Origin of the sequence: Clostridium sp. (genome assembly GCF_036643715.1) — a bacterium.
GTDB lineage: Bacteria > Bacillota > Clostridia > Clostridiales > Clostridiaceae > Clostridium.
Genome location: NZ_JAVXRL010000001.1, coordinates 127083 through 146582, shown reverse-complemented (window position 1 = coordinate 146582; position 19500 = coordinate 127083). Strand labels below are relative to the sequence as shown.

The following is a 19500-nucleotide window of genomic DNA, read 5'->3' as shown; positions in this document are numbered from 1 at the left end:
ACAATGAAAAATCTTTTTAAAGTGTTGAGTATAATACTATTAGCTATGATTCCTGGAATTTTTATAGTAGTAAAATATAATGAGAAAGTTTATTATAATGAAGATATTTCAGTAAATAGTGAAATACTAGAGAAAAAGGAACGTATGTTAGATGAAGCAGAGTATTTAAAGAATGGATATTATATTGATGAGGCAATTAAGTTACTACTTTCAGATAAAGAAATTATAGATGAAGATATAAATTCAGTTGTAGAAGAATATACGAATTATAAAAAAAACTTTGTAAAATATGAAGGAACTATTAATCATATATTTTTCCATAGTCTTATTGTATATCCAGAGCTAGCTTTTGATAATGTAGGACATGATTCCACTGGATATAATATGTGGTTTAACACAACTAATGAATTTAAAAAAATGTTACCGCTTTTAAAAGAACAAGGATTTGTATTAATGAAAATTAATGATATTTATGGAAGCAATAAAGACGGGAATATGATTAGGAAGGAAATATATTTACCAAAAGGTAAAAAACCATTAATTATTTCTCAAGATGATGTTAATTATTATGAATATATGAAAAAGGATGGCTTTGCTGATAGATTAATCATTGATGAAAATAATGAGGTATCAACTGCAGTAAGGAATAAAAATAATAAATCAGAAATAACAAGAGATGGAGATATGGTGCCAATTTTAGATGATTTTATTAAAGATAATCCTGAATTTTCATATAGAGGTGCTAAAGGTATTTTAGCAGTAACAGGGTATGAGGGCGTTTTAGGATATAGATTAAACTCTGAAGAAAATATAAAAGAGGCTAAAGCAGTTGTTAACAAATTAAAGGAGACTGGATGGCTTTTTGCAAGTCACTCCTATACACATAATGGTAAAGGTTATTTTGGAGAGTCACCAGATTATAATAAATTATTATCAGATTTTAATAGGTGGAAAGATAGGATACAACCAATAATAGGAGAGACAAACATATTCATAGCTCCATTTGGAACAACATTAGAGGGAAAGAGTTTTAATTTAGCAAAGAAATTTGGGTTTGATATATATTGCAATGTATCAAGGGAAGAGTCCAAAGATAAATTTATAAATAATACTGTAGTTAATTCTAGATTTAATATTGATGGATTTTCATTTAATAAAGCCAAGGATGAAGTTAACAGCACATTCTTTAATGTTGATGAAGTAATAGATAAATCTAGACCTGTAATGAAATAAAAAAAGGAGCTGTAGCACTATATATTCAGTGCTACAGCCTCTTTTTGTAAAATATTATAATATTTCTAATATTTCTACTGTATATTTTTCACCTGGAGCATCAACTTCAACAATATCGTGAGCTTTCTTTCCAGATAATGCTTTTCCTAAATCAGATTCAATACTTATACACATGTTTTCAGGATCTAAATCTAAAGTAGTAACTAATGTTATTACAATTTCATCATTGTCCTCTACAAATCTAATTTTAGCTTTACTATTAATTCCTAATACAGATTTATCTAAAGTGGAATCATCTATTACAGTAGCTGTTGAAATCATAGTTAATAAATATTGAATTCTATTATCATTTTCTCTATAATTTGCACAAGCTTCCTTGTACTCTGCATTCTCTGATCTATCACCATGAGCAGCAGCAACTAATTTTTCCTTTGCAATCTCAGCTCTTTTTGTAGACATTCTATATTCTAATTCTTCTCTTAAAATTCTAATGTTTTCTTCGGTTAGCGTATTATTCATAAAAAACTAAACCTCCTTTGAAATATATTATATAACATATATGGGAAAAGACAAAATTGCATGTGGAAAAAAATTGAAATTATTGATAATATATAATATATAGAATTTAAGGGGGGATTGTATGGTGGATGGTACAAGTCGAAAGAAAGTGTGGAATAGGAAGTTTGAATTATGATGAATGATATAAGTGGGAAACAAATGATTATAGATAAAATAATAAAAGAGATTAAAAATGATAAATATTTAAAAGATGACAAATTGCCTTCTGATAATACCTTATCTAAAGAGTTTAACATTCCAAGAATAGAAGTTCGTAAAGGGTATGAAACTTTAGAAACAATGGGGTATGTGTACTCTTTACAAGGAAGAGGGCGATTTGTAATGGAGAGAAATAAAGAGATAAAGCTTACGTTAACTGGAGATGAAAGTTTTTCTAAAAAATTAGAAGAGTGTGGATATAATGTTGAGACTATAAATATATTTTGCGAAAAGATAGATTACATAAAAGAAATATACGATAAACTAAATGCAATAGAGGAAGAGGAAGTTTATAAGATTGGTAGGCTTAGATTAATTGATAATGAACCTGTTGCCATTCATATATCCTATGTGAGGCGTGAAATATTCAATGATATCAATGAAGTTGGACATTTGATTAAATCAATATTTGATTATTACAAAGAAAAAGGTTTTTCAGTTTTTAAAAGTGAAGAGTGTTTACTTTCAATAGATTATCCAGATTATTATGAGAGAAAATTTTTAGAAGCATACGAGTTGTCACCAATACTTAGGTTAAAAACAAACTGTATAGATTTAGAATCTAATACAGTATTAGAGTATACTGAGGCTATTTATCGTGGTGATAAATTTTCATACGGAATATAAAAAAATAATACAAAAGTTAGAAGTCTTAAAAATATTTTAAGGCTTTTTTTGCGTTGATTTTTAACACAAATTAACAGTGATTTATAAGTACTTAACATGGCACCGAGATACAATTAAATAAAAGATAGGAGGGATTCAATATGGATAGGAAGAGAAGAACCGAAATTTTGATTCGTGGAAGAAGAGAAATAGCATTATCTTTAAGTGAAATAATTGAAGGAAAATATAAAGTTATGAAAGTAAAATCAGCAGAGCCAGGGTTAACTATGATTAAGGTGAGAGAAGGAGCAAAAAATAGCTTGTTTTATATTGGAGAAGTTCTTATAACAGAGTGCAAAGTTTATATAAATGGAAATCTTGGTATCGGCATTATTGCAAGTGATGATGAAGAACTTAGTTACAAGCTTGCAGTTATTGATGCAGCTTATAAGGGAAGATTAGAGGAATGTGATTTGTTTTATGATGTTTTAAAAAGAGAAGAGAATCATATAAGGATTAAGGATGAAGAAGAGAAAAATAAAATACTTAAAACAAAAGTTAACTTTAATACTATGGAGGGATAATTATGGAAAATATTTTTGATATTGTACATCAAACTCAAAGAGGTTATAGAAAATTATTGAACTCAATGAGCAGACCAGGTGAGATAGAAAATTTAAGTTGTGAATGTGAGGATATGGAGTCCTATGTTACTTGTTTTAAAGGCACACAATTGCTTATGTTAATGTTATTAGATGGTGAAGTTAGCTTTAATATACAGTCTACTAATACTGAAAAAGATAAAAATATTATAAAGGAGCTTACAGGTAGTAAAGTAGAAGAATTTTCAAAAAGTGATTTTATATTTATATCAGAAGAAAATATAGAGATGTTAAATGAGATTATTTGTAATTGTAAAAATGGAAGCTTAATTAATCCTCATAAAAGCGCTCTAATTTTATTTGAAGTTCCTAATATATTAGATGGATATAATGTGGTTTTAAAGGGGCCTGGAATTAAAGATTATAAAGAAATAAGACTGCCAAAATATGATAAGTTTAAAACTGCTAGAGAAGATAAAAATATAGAATTTCCAAGGGGAATTGATATAGTTATTTTAGATAAAGAGAATAGGATTATGTGCATTCCAAGAACTACAAATATTGAGGATAGGAGATGTTTATAAATGGGTTATGTTGCAGTCAAAGGTGGGACTATTGCAATAGATGAGTCAATAAGAAGATTAAAGTATGAAAGACTTAAAAATAGAAATATAGTTGATGTTAAAAACGTAAAAAGTGGAATGCGTGGACTTATTGACATTGTAATGTCTGAGGGGAGCTTATATTCAGAGAGATTAGCATCTCTTGCGATAAAGCAATCAGAAGGGAATGTAGAAGAAGCTGTTTTTTTAATAAGAGCATATAGATCTACATTAGAGAGAAAGTATTATACAAAGACTGTAAATACAGAGGATATGCGAGTAGAAAGACGTATATCAGCAAGTTTCAAAGATATAATTGGTGGTCAAATTTTAGGTGCATCTTATGATTACACACATAGGCTTTTAGACTTTTCTTTAGAGAGAGAAATATTAAGTAAAAGTATTGATTGGCTTAATAGATTTAACTTAGATTGTAAAAAAATAGAAGGTCAGGTGAAGGGCATTCCTAAAGTATTAAATTATTTAAGAAAAGAGATGTTAATAGAGGATATATCAATTGACAATAGTGAGCCAGTTGATATAACGAAAAAATCAATGGAGTTTCCAACTAAAAGAAGTGAAAGATTACAAAGCTTAACAAGAGGGCAGACAGGGGCTGTAGTTTCGTTAGCTTATTCATCACTTAGAATGAGTGGGATAGAGCATCCAACAGTTGGTGAACTTAGAGTTGGATGTGTACCTTTATATATTGGAAATAGTGAATATGAAAATGATGATTATTATATAGGAGAAATAAAAGTAACAGAAGTTGAAACACTTATACCAAGTTCAAGAAAATTAGATAATGGAACGGAAGAGAGAATGTTTGAAATAGGATATGGTATGTGCTTTGGGCAGAATGAAACTAAAGCTATATCAATGAGCATATTAGATAGATGTCTTGAAGAGAGGAATAAGGATTTTCCAACGGGTAATGAAGAATTTGTATTATATAGTATTGATACAGTTGAAGCTTCAGGATTTATGTCTCACTTAAAGTTACCTCATTATGTTACATTCCAATCTGAACTTAATAGTGTGAGAAGGACTAGGGAGGAGAATTTTGAAAATGGATATAAAATATAACTTTGCTTTCTTTGATGAAGGTTCTAAAAAAGAAATTAGAAGAGCTTCTTTAAAAGCGATTGCAATTACAGGATATCAAGTTCCGTTTGCATCAAGAGAAATGCCTATTGGTAGAGGGTGGGGGACTGGTGGATTACAACTTACCCTTTCTTTAATAGGTAAAAAAGATATTTTAAAAGTAATAGATCAAGGGTCGGATGAATCAGTAAATGCAGTAAACATAAAAAAGCTAATAGAGAAAACTACAAATGTTCAAATAACATCAGAAACTTCAAAAGCAACCTTAATTCAGTCAAGACATAGAATACCAGAGCAACCTTTAAAAAAAGATCAAATATTAGTTCTTCAAGTTCCAACACCTGAACCTCTTAGAGTAATAGAACCAAGTGAATATATAACTAAAAGACTTCATGCAGATAGTGAGTACAGTGGTGCTTATTTAATGCTATTTGAACAAATAATAAAATATTCTAAGATGACAACGGGGGCAGACCATCCAGTTACAGTTGAAGGCAGGTATGTTATGGCTCCAAGTCCAATTCCAAAACATGATAATAAAAAATTGAATAATAGTGAAGCATTAATTCTTCTTGGAGCTGGCAGGGAGAAGAAGGTTTATGCGATACCGCCATATACTGAAGTGAAATCTCTAGAGTTTGAAGATTATAAATTTAGTGCAGAAAATTTCGAAGGTAAATGTTGCAAACTTTGTGGAGCTAATAATGTTTATTTAGATGAGATTCAAGATGATACTACAAAGGAAACATTCTATCAATGTAATGATACAATTTTCTGTTTAAATAGAATGAATAACTATGAAGAGGAGGCTCAAGTAGTATATGAGTAATTTTGATAAGGCAATTTTAAAAGTAGAAAACTTAAGAAAGCAATTTGGTGATGGTTGCAATAAATGTAGAGACTTAAAAAATGCTAGTTTAGAGAAAAATTATTGCAGTAACTGTGGAACTGTATATGCATGTCAGGACATATCTTTTGAAGTTTATGAAGGGGAGATACTTGGAGTAGTTGGAGAAAGTGGAAGTGGGAAGTCTACAATGATGCAATGTCTTTACTTTGATCAAGAAGTAAGCAGTGGAAGAGCGTATATGAGTAATTATAAAGATGGAGTTATAAATATATTTTTAGAGTCGACAAGACAAAAAAGATTTATAAGAAATAACGTTCTTGGTAAAGTATATCAAAATCCAATGCTTGGATTAAATATGGATTTTTCGTGTATAGCAAATATTGCAGAGAAACTTATTTGTGCCGGAGATAGAAATGTAGAGCTTATGAATAAGAGAGCGATGGAACTACTCGAATGTGTGAATATACCTATATTTAGAATGAAAGAAGCACCAAAAAATTTCTCAGGTGGAATGCAACAAAGAGTTCAAATTGCTAAAGCACTTTCAAATAATCCACCAATATTATTGCTTGACGAGGTAACAACAGGATTAGATTTATCAGTACAAGCTAACGTATTAGATTTAATAAAGAGGCTTCAAAGAGATATTGGAATAAGTATGGTTGTCGTATCTCATGATTTAGGAGTAATAAGAATGCTTGCAGATAGAACTATTGTAATGCTTAATGGGAAAATAGTCGAAGAAGGTTTGACAGATCAAATATTAGAAGATCCACAGCATGAATACACTCAATCTTTAGTGTATTCATTATTATAAGGGGGAGTACAATATGGCGTACTTAATTAAAAACGGAAAAATAGTAACTGAGAATGGAATATTAGAGGGATATAACTTAATTGTTGAGGAAGATATTATAAGTAAGATAATTAGAAGTGATAAATCTGTCCAATTATGGGATTACGAAATTATTGATGCAAATGGAGGCTATTTAACTCCTGGATTTATTGATATCCATTCAGATTATATAGAGAATATGGTTTCACCGAGACCAACAAGTATCATGAATTTTGGACTTGGGTTAAAAGAGTGTGAAAAGATATTATTAACATCTGGAATTACAACAATGTATCACTCACTTTCTTTTTATAAAGATGATGAATTTAGTTCAAATAAAGAAATAAGAAAAACTGAAAATGTCAAAAAACTTGTTAAGGAAATAAATAATACAAGCAATGAAGAACATTTAATAAGACACAGGTTTCATGCTAGATTTGAAGTAGATAATTTTAGAGATTTGAGTATTTTAGAGCAATATATTAAAGAAAAAAGTGTTCATCTAATATCATTTATGGATCATACTCCAGGACAAGGTCAATATAGAGACCTTGAAGTATATAGAAATACATTAAAAGGATATACTGAGAAAAAAGATGGAGAGATAGATAGAATTATTAAAGAACGCAAAGGTAGAGAAAAGTTAACTATAAACAATATGAGGGAAATAGTGAATATAGCAAGAGAAAATAATATCTCAGTAGCATCACATGATGATGATACTATAGATAAACTTGAGTTTGTAAAGGATATTGGAATGAATATAAGTGAATTTCCGATAACGATAGATGTTGCAAAAAAAGCAAGAGAAATGGGTCTTTATACAATAGCTGGAGCTCCAAATGTAATAATTGGTGGTTCACATTCAGGAAATCTTTCTGCAGCAGAAGCAATTATGGAAGAAAGTATAGATATATTATGTAGTGATTATTACCCACAAGCATTATTACATTCAATATTCATACTAAAAGATGAATATAATCAAAAGTTATCCGATGTAGTTAATATGGTTACTTTAAATCCAGCAAAGGCACTTAAAATAGACAAGCTTTATGGGTCAATTGAAGAAGGGAAAAAAGCAGATTTACTTATAATAAATGAAGATTATTTGGAGAGACCAGCACTTTCAAAAGTTTTTGTTGATGGTAAATTAGTATTTAGTATGAATTATAGAGTGTAAGGAGGGAGTAGTATGGAGGGATTATTAGAGATAAGAGGACTTAGTAAGTCATTTACATTACACAATTTAAAGAAATATATTAAAGCATCTAGTGATATAAATATATCCTTAAAAGAGGGAGAGTTTATTGGAATAACAGGAAAGAGCGGGAGTGGAAAATCAACTATTTTAAAATGTATTTATAGAACGTATTTGCCAGAGAAGGGAGAAATAATATATAACTCCAAAAAGTTTAGTAGTATTAATTTATCTACAGCAAAAGAGCGTGAAATAATATATTTGAGAAAGAATGAAATAGGATATGTGTCACAATTTTTAAATGTAATGCCAAGAACTACAGCTAAAGAAATAGTTGAAGGTGCTATGTTAGAAATGGGACATGATATAAATTATGCAGAGGAAAAAGCGATAGAAATTTTAAAACACTTTGAATTAGACAAGGAACTTTGGGATAGTTATCCGAATAACTTTTCAGGTGGAGAAAAACTTAGGTTAAATATTGCAAGGGCTATGGTTAAGAAACCAAGACTTTTACTACTAGATGAACCAACAGCCAGCTTAGACAATAGTTCAAAACTTAGAGTAAGAGAGCTTATAGAGAAATTGAAAAGAGAAGGAACAACTATGCTTGGCATATTTCATGATTTAGAATTTATGGAAGGTCTTTGTGATAGAACATATAACATGGAGGAGGGGAAGTTTTCAAATGGCATATAAAATAAGAGCTGATTTACATGTGCATACCAATATTTCAGATGGTTCATATTCATCAAAAGCAATTATTGATATGGCAAAGTCAAAAGGAATAGATGTTATAGCAATAACTAATCACGATACTACAAAGGGAATTGATGAAGCAAAGGAATACGGGAAGGAAATTGGGATTAGAGTAATTGGTGGCGTAGAGATTTCTGCATATGACTTTGAAAATAACAGGAAAGTGCATATCATTGGATTAGGTCTTAATAGTTATTCAAAAAACATTGAAAAAATATGTAAAAGAATAAGGTATGACAGAAATGAAAATACGAAATGGCAATTAAATAAAATAATACAATTAGGATACGAAATAAATTCTGAAAAAATATATGAAAAAAGCATTGAAAGTGGTGTTTTATACAAGCAACATATAATGGAGGAACTCATAAGAAAAGGTTATACCGATAGAATATATTCAGATCTCTATAGGAAACTATTCAAAGGAGATGGAATATGTAGTAGAGATATAGAATATGTGGATGTAAAAGAGGCTATTAAATGTATTAAAGCTGATTGTGGAATTGCAGTATTAGCTCATCCAGGTCAACTTAACTCTTATGGAATAATTAAAGAATTAGTACAATGTGGATTAGATGGAGTAGAAATTAATCATCCAAGTCATAATGAAGAGGATATTAAGAAAATCAAAGCTATAGCAAAGGAATATTCTTTAATGTTAACAGGTGGCAGTGACTTTCATGGTAAGTATGGAGATTGCAAAAATTATTTAGGAATGGAGCTTTGTCCATAGATTTTAGAATACTATTTTTAAAAAAATTAGAAATGGTTTGTAAATATAAAAAAATTATGATAATATATAAAAGCATAAGACATATAAGTAAATACCTATATGTCTTTTCCGATTTCAAAATTGTTATTTTTTAAAGTTACAAAAGAAGAAATCGAAATATAATTAACAATAATGAATGGAGGAATTTAAATAATGAGTACTTTACCAAATTGCCCAAAATGTAACTCAGAATATACTTATGAAGATGGAGCTCTTTTTGTTTGTCCAGAATGCGCTTACGAATGGAATTTAGAATCAGGAAGCGATAATAATGAGGATGAATTAATAGTAAAAGATTCAAACGGAAATATTTTAGCTGACGGTGATGCTGTAACAGTAATTAAGGACCTTAAAGTAAAAGGATGTTCATCAGCACTTAAAAAAGGTACAAAGGTTAAAAATATACGTTTAGTTGATGGAGATCATAACATTGATTGTAAAATTGATGGATTTGGTGCTATGCAATTAAAATCTGAGTTTGTTAAAAAGTTATAAAATAAAATTTAGATAATATATAAAGCTAGGCTTAATTGCCTAGCTTTTTTGATTATTAAAATCCAGTATGCCCAAATCCACCACCACGATTAACTCCCTTTATGTCAGCAACATTAGTGCTATCTATAAAGTTAGCTTTATAGTATTTTGCAAGAACCATTTGAGCTATTCTATTCCCCTTTTTTATATAAATAGTTCCATAAGGGTTTCCTTGTTTATCTAAATAAATAAATGTTTTTAAAAGCTTTCTATAAGCTTTTTCCATATTATTTATATCTTCTAATGTATTTCCTTGTTCTTCTAAGTAGTCTTTTAGCATAACTTCTCTATAATTGTCTTTTAAATCTTTTAGAATATTTATATCGCTTGCTATTTCATATGGTAAATTTGCTATATTATAATTATTTTCTAATATAACAGAAATATTACTTACAGAGTCAGCATCTATAGTTCCTATTGAATTGGATATCTTTAAATATGTTTTTAATGATAACCCACTTCTTGCTCTAATTTGAATTTCCATATTATCCGGTATAGCAAATTTTAAGTTAAGAGGTAAGGCAACTTTATCAAATGGTTTTATAATCATATCCTCAGCTGCAAATAAATCTGCACCAGCAGCCAAAGGGGTTTCGTATTTGGGAATTGTGGCAGTTTCATCATATTCAATGTATACATCTCTACTATTGTTCTTTTTCATGTAAAAATCCTCCTTAAAAAATAAATCTAACAATGTATTTATTTACAGTATAACATTAAGAAATTTTAGTATTATTTTAAATAATGATAATTAATAAATTATATAAAGTGTTCATTATAAAGACTTATTTCCCTAAATTAATATAATAGCTTGAGATTTTTTAAAATGAAGAGTATAATTTCTCATTGGTAAAAACATATGGGATTATATGCTATTTTAAAATTAGGAGTGAAGAAATTTGATTAAGAATATTAATAAGAAAATATTATTTGAAAAATTAGTTTTAATTTTATTTATAATTGGCTTTGTTAATGTATATGTGGCCATCTTTGGTAATGAAAATATTTTAATTGGAGTAACAGTAATAACAGGATCTTTAATGTTTTTAAAGATGGATTTAGGTTACAACATAAAGGAAACAGTACTGTTAGTAATAGGATTAGTTACATATATAGGCTTTATTGCATCATTAAATAATATAAATATATTGTTAGGCTTTATTATCAATGTTATATCAATATTTTTTATAATGTATTTAACAACAGAAAATGTAGAGACTAAAGCATTCCTTCCATTTATTTTAATGTTTGTATTTGTTGAAGGAAATAGTGTTAATACATCTAAATTATTTATTAGACTGATAGCTTCCTTGGTTGGAGGAATTATTATAGCATTAGTACTATATTTAACTAGAAAAAATAAGGAAATCAAAAATAAAACAATCTTTGATTTATTTAAAGATGGTTTTGAAATAAAAGATGATAGATTAAGGTTTTCAATTAAAATGGCAATAGGAATTGGATTAGCTGTATTAATTGGAAAAATAATCGGAACAGAGAAGGGAATGTGGATAAGTATAGCAGTAATGTCTCTTACACAACCACACTATGAAGAGACAAAAAATCGTATGAAGAAAAGACTAATAAGTACAATTATAGGATTTGGAATATTTATATTATTATTTAAGATAATAGTACCATATAAGTATTTTTCTTTACTAACAATTGTATTAGGATATATTTATACTTTTATTGAGGAGTATGGAATAAAAATGATATTTGTAACAATTAATGCATTAGTTGCATCTATGTCAGTATTTACAACACCTACAGCAATGACATTGAGATTAGGATTCTTATTGATAGGAATACTGTTAATTTATCTAATAAGCAAGATAGAAATCAGAATTATGAACTATAATTTAAAAGAGTGTTTATAATTAAAATGGACAGGCTTAGATTACACTAAAGCCTGTCCGTTTAATTATTTGTTTCTTACACTGAATGCGAGTGTTTATTAAATAATCTTTCTTTAATTTTAAAGCTAATAAAGCCAAGTATTATATAGATTAGTAATAATTCAATGCAACTACCCATTTTGAAAAATAAATTTATAGGTATAATAAATGCTAATGAAGATAATATAAATCCTAAAGCTAAGTCTTTCTTTGGATTATAATGAAGTAATCCTTGTACAATAAATGTGATGGGGAATAATAAATATATTCCGAGTAAAATACCTTTACCATCTCTATTTAAGAGCATAAATGATACTATTATTAAACTTGGTAATATTATAGATAAAATTTTTTTCATAAACTTAACTCCCTTATTTTTACTTATATGTTTTATTATACATAATAAGACGGGGGAATACTAGCTTACATAGGAAATAATATATATACGAAAATAAAATAATATTGATAACGTTTAAATGGTATTATATAATAATATATGTAAAATTTTATAAGGGGGATTAAGATAATGAAGAATGCTACTATTAAAAATGACTTTAAGAGAAAAATAGCTAGATTAGTATCCTGTATATTCATATTAAACTTACTTTTACCAAGTGAGTTTGTACAAGCTGTAAGTAATAGGGAAAATGATAATCTAATTAAAAATAGTTCCTACTTAGATGATAATTTAGATGGTAAACCGGATTACTGGCAATTTTATGGGAAGGGCAATAATTATGAGTCATCAATTTCAAAGATAGAGTATAAGAATAAACCAAATTCTTTAGTAGTAAATGTTAATGAGAAGGATAGCAACTCAGTAATTATTCATCAAACAATACCATTAGCCAAAGAAGAATTAAATAAAAGATTTAAGTTTACTCAATGGATAAAAACTAAAGATTTCAAAGGTAATGGAGCATATGTAAGATTACAAATAGTTAATAAGAGTAATCAAAAATTAGAAATTTTTGAATTAGAACCTAGAGTAACAGGAAACTCTGAATGGAAAGAATTAAGTTATGAATTTGATATACCAAATAGTATAGGCGGGGTGGAAGTATTTGGGTTAAAGGTAGAAAATTATATCTCAAATAATAGCACTGGTTTAGTATATTTCAATGATCCTAAACTTATATGTATTGGTGATTCTGAAATGAATCCAGAAGTACCAGAAGATAAAAAAAGTTTTGTTGAAAATGGATATTTCGAAAAAGGTAAGTCAGATGGAACTCCAGATAAGTGGGGGAAGTGGCAAAGTGGAAGTAATAAATTTAATATTTCAATAGATAATAAATTTAAATATGAAGGAAATAGTTCTGTTAAATTAGAAAATGGAGAATTAAATAAGACAGCAAGGGGGACATTAAATCAGACTATAAGAGATATACCAGATGAAGTTCAAGGAAAATCATTAAAAGTTAATCAATGGATTAAGACAGAGAATTTTAGTGGAAAAGGATTAATATTACGACTTCAATATAAAGCTCCAAATGGAGAGAAAATTGAACCCATGGGAATGGTTGATTTGAATTTGAAAGAAAATATGGAGTGGACAAACATTAAGTATACAATAGACTTACCAAAAGAAAACGTAGGTAGTATTGTCTTTGAATATTTATATGATGATGCTAAGGGAAGAGTATGGATTGATAACTTAGAAGTGGATCCGTATATAAAGCCAATTAGTATAGAAGCTACACCAAGTATTGTAAAAATAAATAAAGGTAAAAGTGATAATATAAATATTAAGATGAAACCTGAAAATGCTACTGTTAAAAATGTAATATATGAAAGTTCAGATGAAAAAATAGCAACAGTAAACTCCACAGGTACTGTAAAGGGAGTGGATAATGGCGCATGTAATATTATTATAAGGCATGAAGAAGAGAACATTAAGGTTGAAGTTCCAGTAATTGTTGGACAATCAGATAAAATAAGTATAAAAGAAATAGGTACATTAAAAGGTAAGGAGAATAATATTATAAAAGGAAAAATAGAAGCTAAATCATTAACCGGTTTACCTTTGAAATACTCTTGCTTAACAAGTGCTAAATTTGGTACAGTCAACGTTAATTCAAATGGGGATTTTGAATATTATCCAAATAAAAATTATTATGGAAATGATACGTTTGTATTGAAGGTTGAAGACAAAAATAAGAATATTGCTGTTATTAAAGTAAATGTTGAAATTGAAAAATTAAATAAAGCACCTTTATTTGAAAATTTCAATATTAAGTTAAATGAGAATGAGATCATTAAGGATAAACAATTTAATGCAAAGGATCCAGAGGGTGAAAGTTTAGAATTTAAAGTAATAGATGAAGCAAAGAATGGTAAATTAGTTTTAAATAAAGATAAGTATAGTTATACGCCTAAAAAAGATTTTAATGGATATGATTCAGTAAAAATAATGGTTAAGGATTCATTCGGAAATAAGACTATAGCAGAAGGAAATATATTTGTAGCTCCATCAATAGAAAAGATTGATGATTTAGTAATTAATGAGCATCCAAGATTATTGGCATCAAAGTCAGAATTCTTGGAATTACAAAAACTTGTGAAGAACGATAAAAATGCTAAAGAATGGTTCTCTAAGCTAGAGAAGAAAATAAATAAAACATTAAATTCACCTGTTATACCATATAACAAACCAGATGGATTAAGGCTTGATACTACAGCATCAAAAAATATTGTGGATCTAGCTTTCATGTATCAAATTACTGGAGAAAAGAAATATGCTGATAGAGCATGGTTGGAGTTAGAAAATGTTAGTGTTAATTATCCAGATTGGAGTCATGAACATTATTTAGATGCTACTATGACATCATTTGGTGTAGCAATTGGATTTGACTGGTTATATTCTTATTTAAATAAGGATCAAAAGGAAATTATCGAAAAAGCATTAGTAAAAAATGCTCTAAGTATAGGGTTAAAGTATTATAAAAATAATTCTCATTTTTTTGTTGAAGATAAGTATAATTGGAATTTTGTTTGTAATACAGGTTTAACTGCTGGTGCATTAGCTATTATGGGTGAAAATAATGATCCTATGGCAAAAGAAATAATCCAAGAAGGATTTAAATCAATTCAAAGTGGATTAACGCAATATTACCCAGAGGGGGATTCAATAGAAGGGATATCATATTGGGATTATGGAACTAGATATTTAGTATATTTCTTATCATCAGTAAGTTCAGCAATGAAAGGAGAAAATCCATTTATTAATGCACCTGGTATTAAGGAGACACCTGAGTACCCAATGTTTATGACAGGTAAGGATGGATCATATAATTATTCAGATAATGATAAAAATTTAGCTGCTGGATATTTGAGCCTTTGGTTTGCAAATGAATTAGATAGAGAAGATCTTACTTGGTATCACAAATATTATATGGATCAAGATGAAGCCGTTGTTAATGTATACGATTTATTATGGTATAAGCCAGAACTATATAAGGGAGAGAGTCCAAGGGAGTTAGATAGAGCATATAAAGAGAGACAATCAGTAATAACTATGAGAAAAGATTGGGATGATAAATTATCAAGTTTTGTTGGATTTAAAGGTGGTTTAAATGGTGCACCACATGGAGATTTAGATATAGGATCATTTGTTTATGATTCATTAGGTGTAAGGTGGGCATTAGATCTTGGAAAAGAAAATTATAATTTACCGGGATATTGGGAAAAAGAAGAGGGCGGTAGAAGATGGAATTATTATAGAAAGAGAGCCGAGGGACATAATACATTAATAATTAATCCCGGAAAAGGATATGATCAGGAAGTCGATGTTTTTTCACCAATAATAGATATGAAATTAAATGAGAAAAAAGATGGGTATGGAATAATAGATATGACTAATGCATATTGGAAAGAGGCATTAGATATAAAGAGAGGTTTTAAATTTATAGATAGAGAAGAACTTCTTATAAGAGATGAATATATGTTGAAAAATTCAGGCGAAGTTGTATGGCAGATGCATATAGATAAGGATGCAGAAATAATTGAAGATGGTAAGGCAGTTATACTTAAGGATAATGATAAGAGACTATATATAAAACTTCTTACAGAAGGTAATAATAAATTTGAGATAGTTGATGCTAAACCATACGATGGTTCACCTAATCCAGATGGACAAAACCTTAATAAAGGAATAAAAAAATTAGTAATAAGAAATAAAGGAAAAAAAGGAACAGTGGATGTTTGGATGGCTCCATTTATGGAAGGTGAGAGTATCCCAAATAACTTACCTACTATTTTAAACTTGAATGAATGGAAAAATGAAGTTGAGAATCCATCAGATCCAAATGAAAAACCAGACAGTAAACCAGATGAAAAACCAAATAATAAACCAAATAATAAACCAGATAGTAATCAGAATAATATACCAAAAGATGAGATGCTTATAAAAGATAGATTACCTAAAACAGGGAAGGATATTGGTTTGATAAGTATAATTGGTGTAGTTACTATAGCTATAGGAATATATTTGAAAAGAAAGTAGTTTAAAGGTGCTAATCCTAAAGTGGATTAGCACTTTTAATATATGATATAATTGTTCTAACATATTTTACAAAAGGAGATGATTGTATGTCTATAATTGCAACAGTATTTTTACCAGAAGGTATTGCAATGGCAGCAGATAGTAGATTAACTGGGATGACAACACATGCAGATGGTACGAAAGATAGACGTACTTTAAGTGATAACTCACAGAAACTTTTTTTAATAAAAAATAATTCTATTGGTATATCTTGTTGTGGTGATGCAAGAATTGCTGGTAAGTCAGTAGGAGACTTTATAAGAAGTTTTGAAATAGATAAAGTTACTGAAAATGACAACATTAAAGATATAGTTAGAAAATTAGTAGATTACACAATGGATAAGCATGGAAAAGGTGTTATTTATCATGTTTGCGGATATTATAAGGACGAGCAGTACGTTTATAATATAAAAGACGATGAGATAATAAGACCAAATTTAAATAAAGACAATATAGTAGCTGGTGCATCTTGGGACGGAGAAAGCAATATTTTGATGAGTCTAATTGCATCTGATAATGGAATGAAAATAGATTGGCAATTCATGCAATTAAAGGATGGAATAGATTTTTCAGAATTTATGGTGGATTTAACAATTAAGACTCAAAGGTTTGGAACTGGACTTGCAACCTGTGGAGGACCAATAGATATATTAGTGATTACAAAGGACTATTCTAAATTCATAAAGCATAAAATATTAAATCCGTAGTAGGTTTAATAAATAATTAATATGGTGGGGTTAGTATATTATGAAAAATATTTTGGTCATTATAGATGGAAATGAAAAGGATTTAGAATTAAGAGATGAAATTATAGATTCAATAAATAGTTATTTTAGTATAGATTTTAAGAAGAATCTTTTATATTTAGATGAAATGAATTTAAGAAGCTGTTTAGGATGTTTTAATTGTTGGGTTAAAACACCTGGGAAATGCATTATTAATGATAAAAATGAAGTGAAAAATGAGTTATTTGTAAAGTCAGATTATATAATATTTGTATCTAAAATAAACTATGGAATGTATTCATCTACATTTAAAGTTGCATTAGATAGATTAATACCAAATTTAGCTCCATTTTTTAAGATGATAGATGGAGAGATGCATCATAAAAGAAGATACAAGAAAGACTTTAAAATATTTACTATAGGATACAGTACTAATTTATTAAGTGATGAAAAGATAACATTTGAAGATATAGTAAAACGAAATATGATTAATCTTCATAGCACAGAAAACAAATTATTAATAATAGAAAATAATAATTTTAAAAGAGAATTATTTAGTAAATTAGATTTATTCTGTGGAGGTAAGTAAATGAAAAACGTAGTTTTAATAAACGGAAGTCCAAAAAGTAAAAAAAGCTGTAGTAAATATTTATTAGATACAGTAAAGAAAAGTATTTCTGATGGAAATGCTTTAAAAGAAATAAATATTACGGACAAGGCCATAAGGAATGAAGATAAATATGATATTGTATTAAATTCAGATATAATACTTTTAACTTTTCCTCTGTATGTTGATTCATTACCGTCTACAGTTATAAAATTTTTAGAAGAATTAGAAATCTATGCTAAGAACTTTATTATAGATAAAAAGATAGTATTATATGGGATAGTTAATTGTGGATTTTTTGAAGGAGAACAAAACAAATACGCTTTAAAAGTACTCAGAAATTACACTAATCACATAGTTAATTTAGAGTACGGAGGAGGAGTAGGAATTGGTGGAGGGGGCTTCTTAGGTGGAAGTGAAAAAATACCATGGGAAGCTAAAATAAAGTCTAATGTTAAAAAAAGTTTAGACAGATTAAGTGAATCAATAAATTATGGTGATAGACTTGATGTGGATATATTTTCTAATATAAATATGAGTAAGAGGCTTTATTCAATTGCTGGAAGTTTTGGGTGGATAGCTAGTGGTGCTAAAAATAAGATTTATATAAAAGGTTTATTTAATAAACCATATAGTAATAATTAATGCAAAAATAAATATAACGTGAGATATTAAAAATCTAAATATCTCACGTTATATTTTTTAGAAGTTACTTTTTCATTGATTCAATAACATTTTTAACGAATTCTTCGTTAGTAATTGAAATATCATCATTATTTAAAAGTAATTCAATTTCATACTTATAAGGTGGTACAGATTTTTTATCATTGTCTGGTAATTTAACATATGGTGTTTCTAATATTTTTGGCACATTCACAAAGTCAGGATGGTGAACAACATATTTTAATGCTTTAAATCCAACATTACCAAAACCTATATTTTCATGACGATCCTTTTTTGCACCACGTATATTTTTACTATCATTTAAATGGAATGCAGCTATATTATTTTTACCGATTATTTTATCAAATTCATTCATAACTCCATCAAAGTCATTAACTATATCATAACCGCTATCATTTGTATGACAAGTATCAAAACACACTTTAAGTTTATCATTATATATAACACCATCAAAAATTCTAGCAAGTTCCTCAAAGTTTCTACCTATTTCAGTACCTTTTCCAGCCATTGTTTCAAGTGCTATATTACATTTAGTATCTTTAGTTAATACTTCATTTAAACCATTAACTATTTGATTAATACCTGCATCTGTTCCAGCACCAACGTGAGCGCCGGGATGTAAAACAATAGTATTACTTCTTAAAGCCTCTGTTCTTTGAATTTCTAAATTTAAAAAATTTACAGCAAGTTCAAAAGTTTCAGGCTTTACTGTATTAGCAAGATTTATAATATAAGGTGCATGAACTATGAATTCATCAATATTATGCTCCTTCATAAATTCCCAGCCAGCATCAATATTAAGCTCGCTTACATCTTTACGTCTTGTGTTTTGAGGGGCTCCAGTATATATCATAAAAGTATTTGCGCCATAAGATGCAGCTTCTTTAGCTGATCCAAGTAGCATATCTTTTCCGCTCATTCCAACATGAGATCCAATTTTTATCATAATGTTTCTTCCTTTCTTAAAAAAATATACTTTTTAACTATTATACTTCGAAATACGGGCTAATTAAAAGTCTTTATTATAAAATAAATAAAATCTTTTAATAAGACAAGTCATGATTTTTTAAAAAATTGTTCAAAATAATGTGTGATTCTAATCAATTTTTTTAATAACTCTAAGGAGTATACTTAAAATAAAGTATTTTATATAAGTTTTATAGACTATATA

At 28.3% G+C, this 19500-nt stretch carries 20 protein-coding genes; 16 read left to right on the top strand and 4 right to left on the bottom strand.

The genetic code is table 11. The annotated features are described in order from the left end of the window. Nucleotides 1-3 precede the first annotated feature (3 nt). The gene (locus RSF37_RS00695; protein WP_332562444.1) at nucleotides 4-1233 is read left to right on the top strand and encodes a polysaccharide deacetylase family protein; all 1230 of its coding nucleotides are present in this window, start codon (nucleotides 4-6) and stop codon (nucleotides 1231-1233) included. 54 nt (nucleotides 1234-1287) lie between these two features. On the opposite strand, the gene RSF37_RS00690 is transcribed toward RSF37_RS00695, so the two are convergent. Then, nucleotides 1288-1752 carry a GreA/GreB family elongation factor gene (locus RSF37_RS00690; RefSeq protein ID WP_332562443.1) on the bottom strand — a complete coding sequence of 155 codons (465 nt, stop codon included), beginning with the start codon at nucleotides 1750-1752 and terminating at the stop codon, nucleotides 1288-1290. A gap of 171 nt (nucleotides 1753-1923) precedes the next feature. Here RSF37_RS00690 and RSF37_RS00685 point away from each other — a divergent pair, with 171 nt between their 5' ends. The 10 genes from RSF37_RS00685 to RSF37_RS00640 all read left to right on the top strand — a co-directional run bounded on the left by RSF37_RS00685 (nucleotide 1924) and on the right by RSF37_RS00640 (nucleotide 9833). Continuing rightward, a complete protein-coding gene (locus tag RSF37_RS00685; RefSeq protein WP_332562442.1) occupies nucleotides 1924-2637 on the top strand; it encodes a GntR family transcriptional regulator in 714 nt (237 codons plus the stop codon). A gap of 140 nt (nucleotides 2638-2777) precedes the next feature. Continuing rightward, nucleotides 2778-3200, top strand: coding sequence for a phosphonate C-P lyase system protein PhnG (gene phnG / locus RSF37_RS00680; RefSeq protein WP_332562441.1), 423 nt, complete (start codon nucleotides 2778-2780; stop codon nucleotides 3198-3200). A gap of 2 nt (nucleotides 3201-3202) precedes the next feature. Beyond that, the gene (gene phnH, locus RSF37_RS00675; RefSeq protein WP_332562440.1) at nucleotides 3203-3802 is read left to right on the top strand and encodes a phosphonate C-P lyase system protein PhnH; all 600 of its coding nucleotides are present in this window, start codon (nucleotides 3203-3205) and stop codon (nucleotides 3800-3802) included. Further along, entirely contained in the window at nucleotides 3803-4906 is a 1104-nt protein-coding gene (locus RSF37_RS00670) for a carbon-phosphorus lyase complex subunit PhnI (RefSeq protein ID WP_332562439.1), read from the top strand. Beyond that, nucleotides 4890-5753 carry an alpha-D-ribose 1-methylphosphonate 5-phosphate C-P-lyase PhnJ gene (locus tag RSF37_RS00665; RefSeq protein ID WP_332562474.1) on the top strand — a complete coding sequence of 288 codons (864 nt, stop codon included), beginning with the start codon at nucleotides 4890-4892 and terminating at the stop codon, nucleotides 5751-5753. Before RSF37_RS00670 ends, RSF37_RS00665 begins: the two co-directional genes overlap by 17 nt. Continuing rightward, nucleotides 5746-6591, top strand: a complete 846-nt coding sequence (locus RSF37_RS00660; RefSeq protein ID WP_332562438.1) for an ATP-binding cassette domain-containing protein — start codon at nucleotides 5746-5748, stop codon at nucleotides 6589-6591. The genes RSF37_RS00665 and RSF37_RS00660 overlap by 8 nt, the downstream gene beginning before the upstream one ends. Nucleotides 6592-6604: 13 nt before the next feature. Beyond that, nucleotides 6605-7789, top strand: coding sequence for a phosphonate metabolism protein PhnM (gene phnM / locus RSF37_RS00655; RefSeq protein WP_332562437.1), 1185 nt, complete (start codon nucleotides 6605-6607; stop codon nucleotides 7787-7789). Between the two features lie 12 nt (nucleotides 7790-7801). Continuing rightward, nucleotides 7802-8506, top strand: coding sequence for a phosphonate C-P lyase system protein PhnL (locus RSF37_RS00650; RefSeq protein WP_332562436.1), 705 nt, complete (start codon nucleotides 7802-7804; stop codon nucleotides 8504-8506). Then, nucleotides 8496-9299, top strand: a complete 804-nt coding sequence (locus RSF37_RS00645) for a PHP domain-containing protein (protein WP_332562435.1) — start codon at nucleotides 8496-8498, stop codon at nucleotides 9297-9299. Before RSF37_RS00650 ends, RSF37_RS00645 begins: the two co-directional genes overlap by 11 nt. A gap of 192 nt (nucleotides 9300-9491) precedes the next feature. Then, nucleotides 9492-9833 (top strand): zinc ribbon domain-containing protein YjdM, encoded by a 342-nt coding sequence (locus RSF37_RS00640; protein ID WP_332562434.1) that lies wholly within the window; start codon nucleotides 9492-9494, stop codon nucleotides 9831-9833. A 55-nt stretch (nucleotides 9834-9888) separates the two neighbouring features. Here the strand turns inward: RSF37_RS00640 and RSF37_RS00635 are convergent, their stop codons facing one another. After that, entirely contained in the window at nucleotides 9889-10533 is a 645-nt protein-coding gene (locus RSF37_RS00635; RefSeq protein WP_332562433.1) for a dUTP diphosphatase, read from the bottom strand. A 238-nt stretch (nucleotides 10534-10771) separates the two neighbouring features. Here RSF37_RS00635 and RSF37_RS00630 point away from each other — a divergent pair, with 238 nt between their 5' ends. Further along, on the top strand, nucleotides 10772-11752 hold the full coding sequence (locus RSF37_RS00630) for an FUSC family protein (RefSeq protein WP_332562432.1): 981 nt from the start codon (nucleotides 10772-10774) through the stop codon (nucleotides 11750-11752). A gap of 55 nt (nucleotides 11753-11807) precedes the next feature. On the opposite strand, the gene RSF37_RS00625 is transcribed toward RSF37_RS00630, so the two are convergent. After that, the gene (locus RSF37_RS00625) at nucleotides 11808-12128 is read right to left on the bottom strand and encodes a hypothetical protein (protein ID WP_332562431.1); all 321 of its coding nucleotides are present in this window, start codon (nucleotides 12126-12128) and stop codon (nucleotides 11808-11810) included. A gap of 168 nt (nucleotides 12129-12296) precedes the next feature. Between RSF37_RS00625 and RSF37_RS00620 the strand changes: the two genes are divergently transcribed. From RSF37_RS00620 to RSF37_RS00605, 4 genes are all read left to right on the top strand, one after another. After that, nucleotides 12297-16274, top strand: coding sequence for an Ig-like domain-containing protein (locus RSF37_RS00620; protein WP_332562430.1), 3978 nt, complete (start codon nucleotides 12297-12299; stop codon nucleotides 16272-16274). An 86-nt stretch (nucleotides 16275-16360) separates the two neighbouring features. Next, complete coding sequence (locus RSF37_RS00615) at nucleotides 16361-17020, top strand: hypothetical protein (protein WP_332562429.1); 660 nt, start codon at nucleotides 16361-16363, stop codon at nucleotides 17018-17020. A gap of 40 nt (nucleotides 17021-17060) precedes the next feature. Continuing rightward, on the top strand, nucleotides 17061-17627 hold the full coding sequence (locus RSF37_RS00610; protein WP_332562428.1) for a hypothetical protein: 567 nt from the start codon (nucleotides 17061-17063) through the stop codon (nucleotides 17625-17627). Then, nucleotides 17628-18290 (top strand): hypothetical protein, encoded by a 663-nt coding sequence (locus RSF37_RS00605; RefSeq protein WP_332562427.1) that lies wholly within the window; start codon nucleotides 17628-17630, stop codon nucleotides 18288-18290. Between the two features lie 64 nt (nucleotides 18291-18354). On the opposite strand, the gene RSF37_RS00600 is transcribed toward RSF37_RS00605, so the two are convergent. Continuing rightward, on the bottom strand, nucleotides 18355-19275 hold the full coding sequence (locus RSF37_RS00600; RefSeq protein ID WP_332562426.1) for a deoxyribonuclease IV: 921 nt from the start codon (nucleotides 19273-19275) through the stop codon (nucleotides 18355-18357). Between the last annotated feature and the right edge of the window lie 225 nt (nucleotides 19276-19500).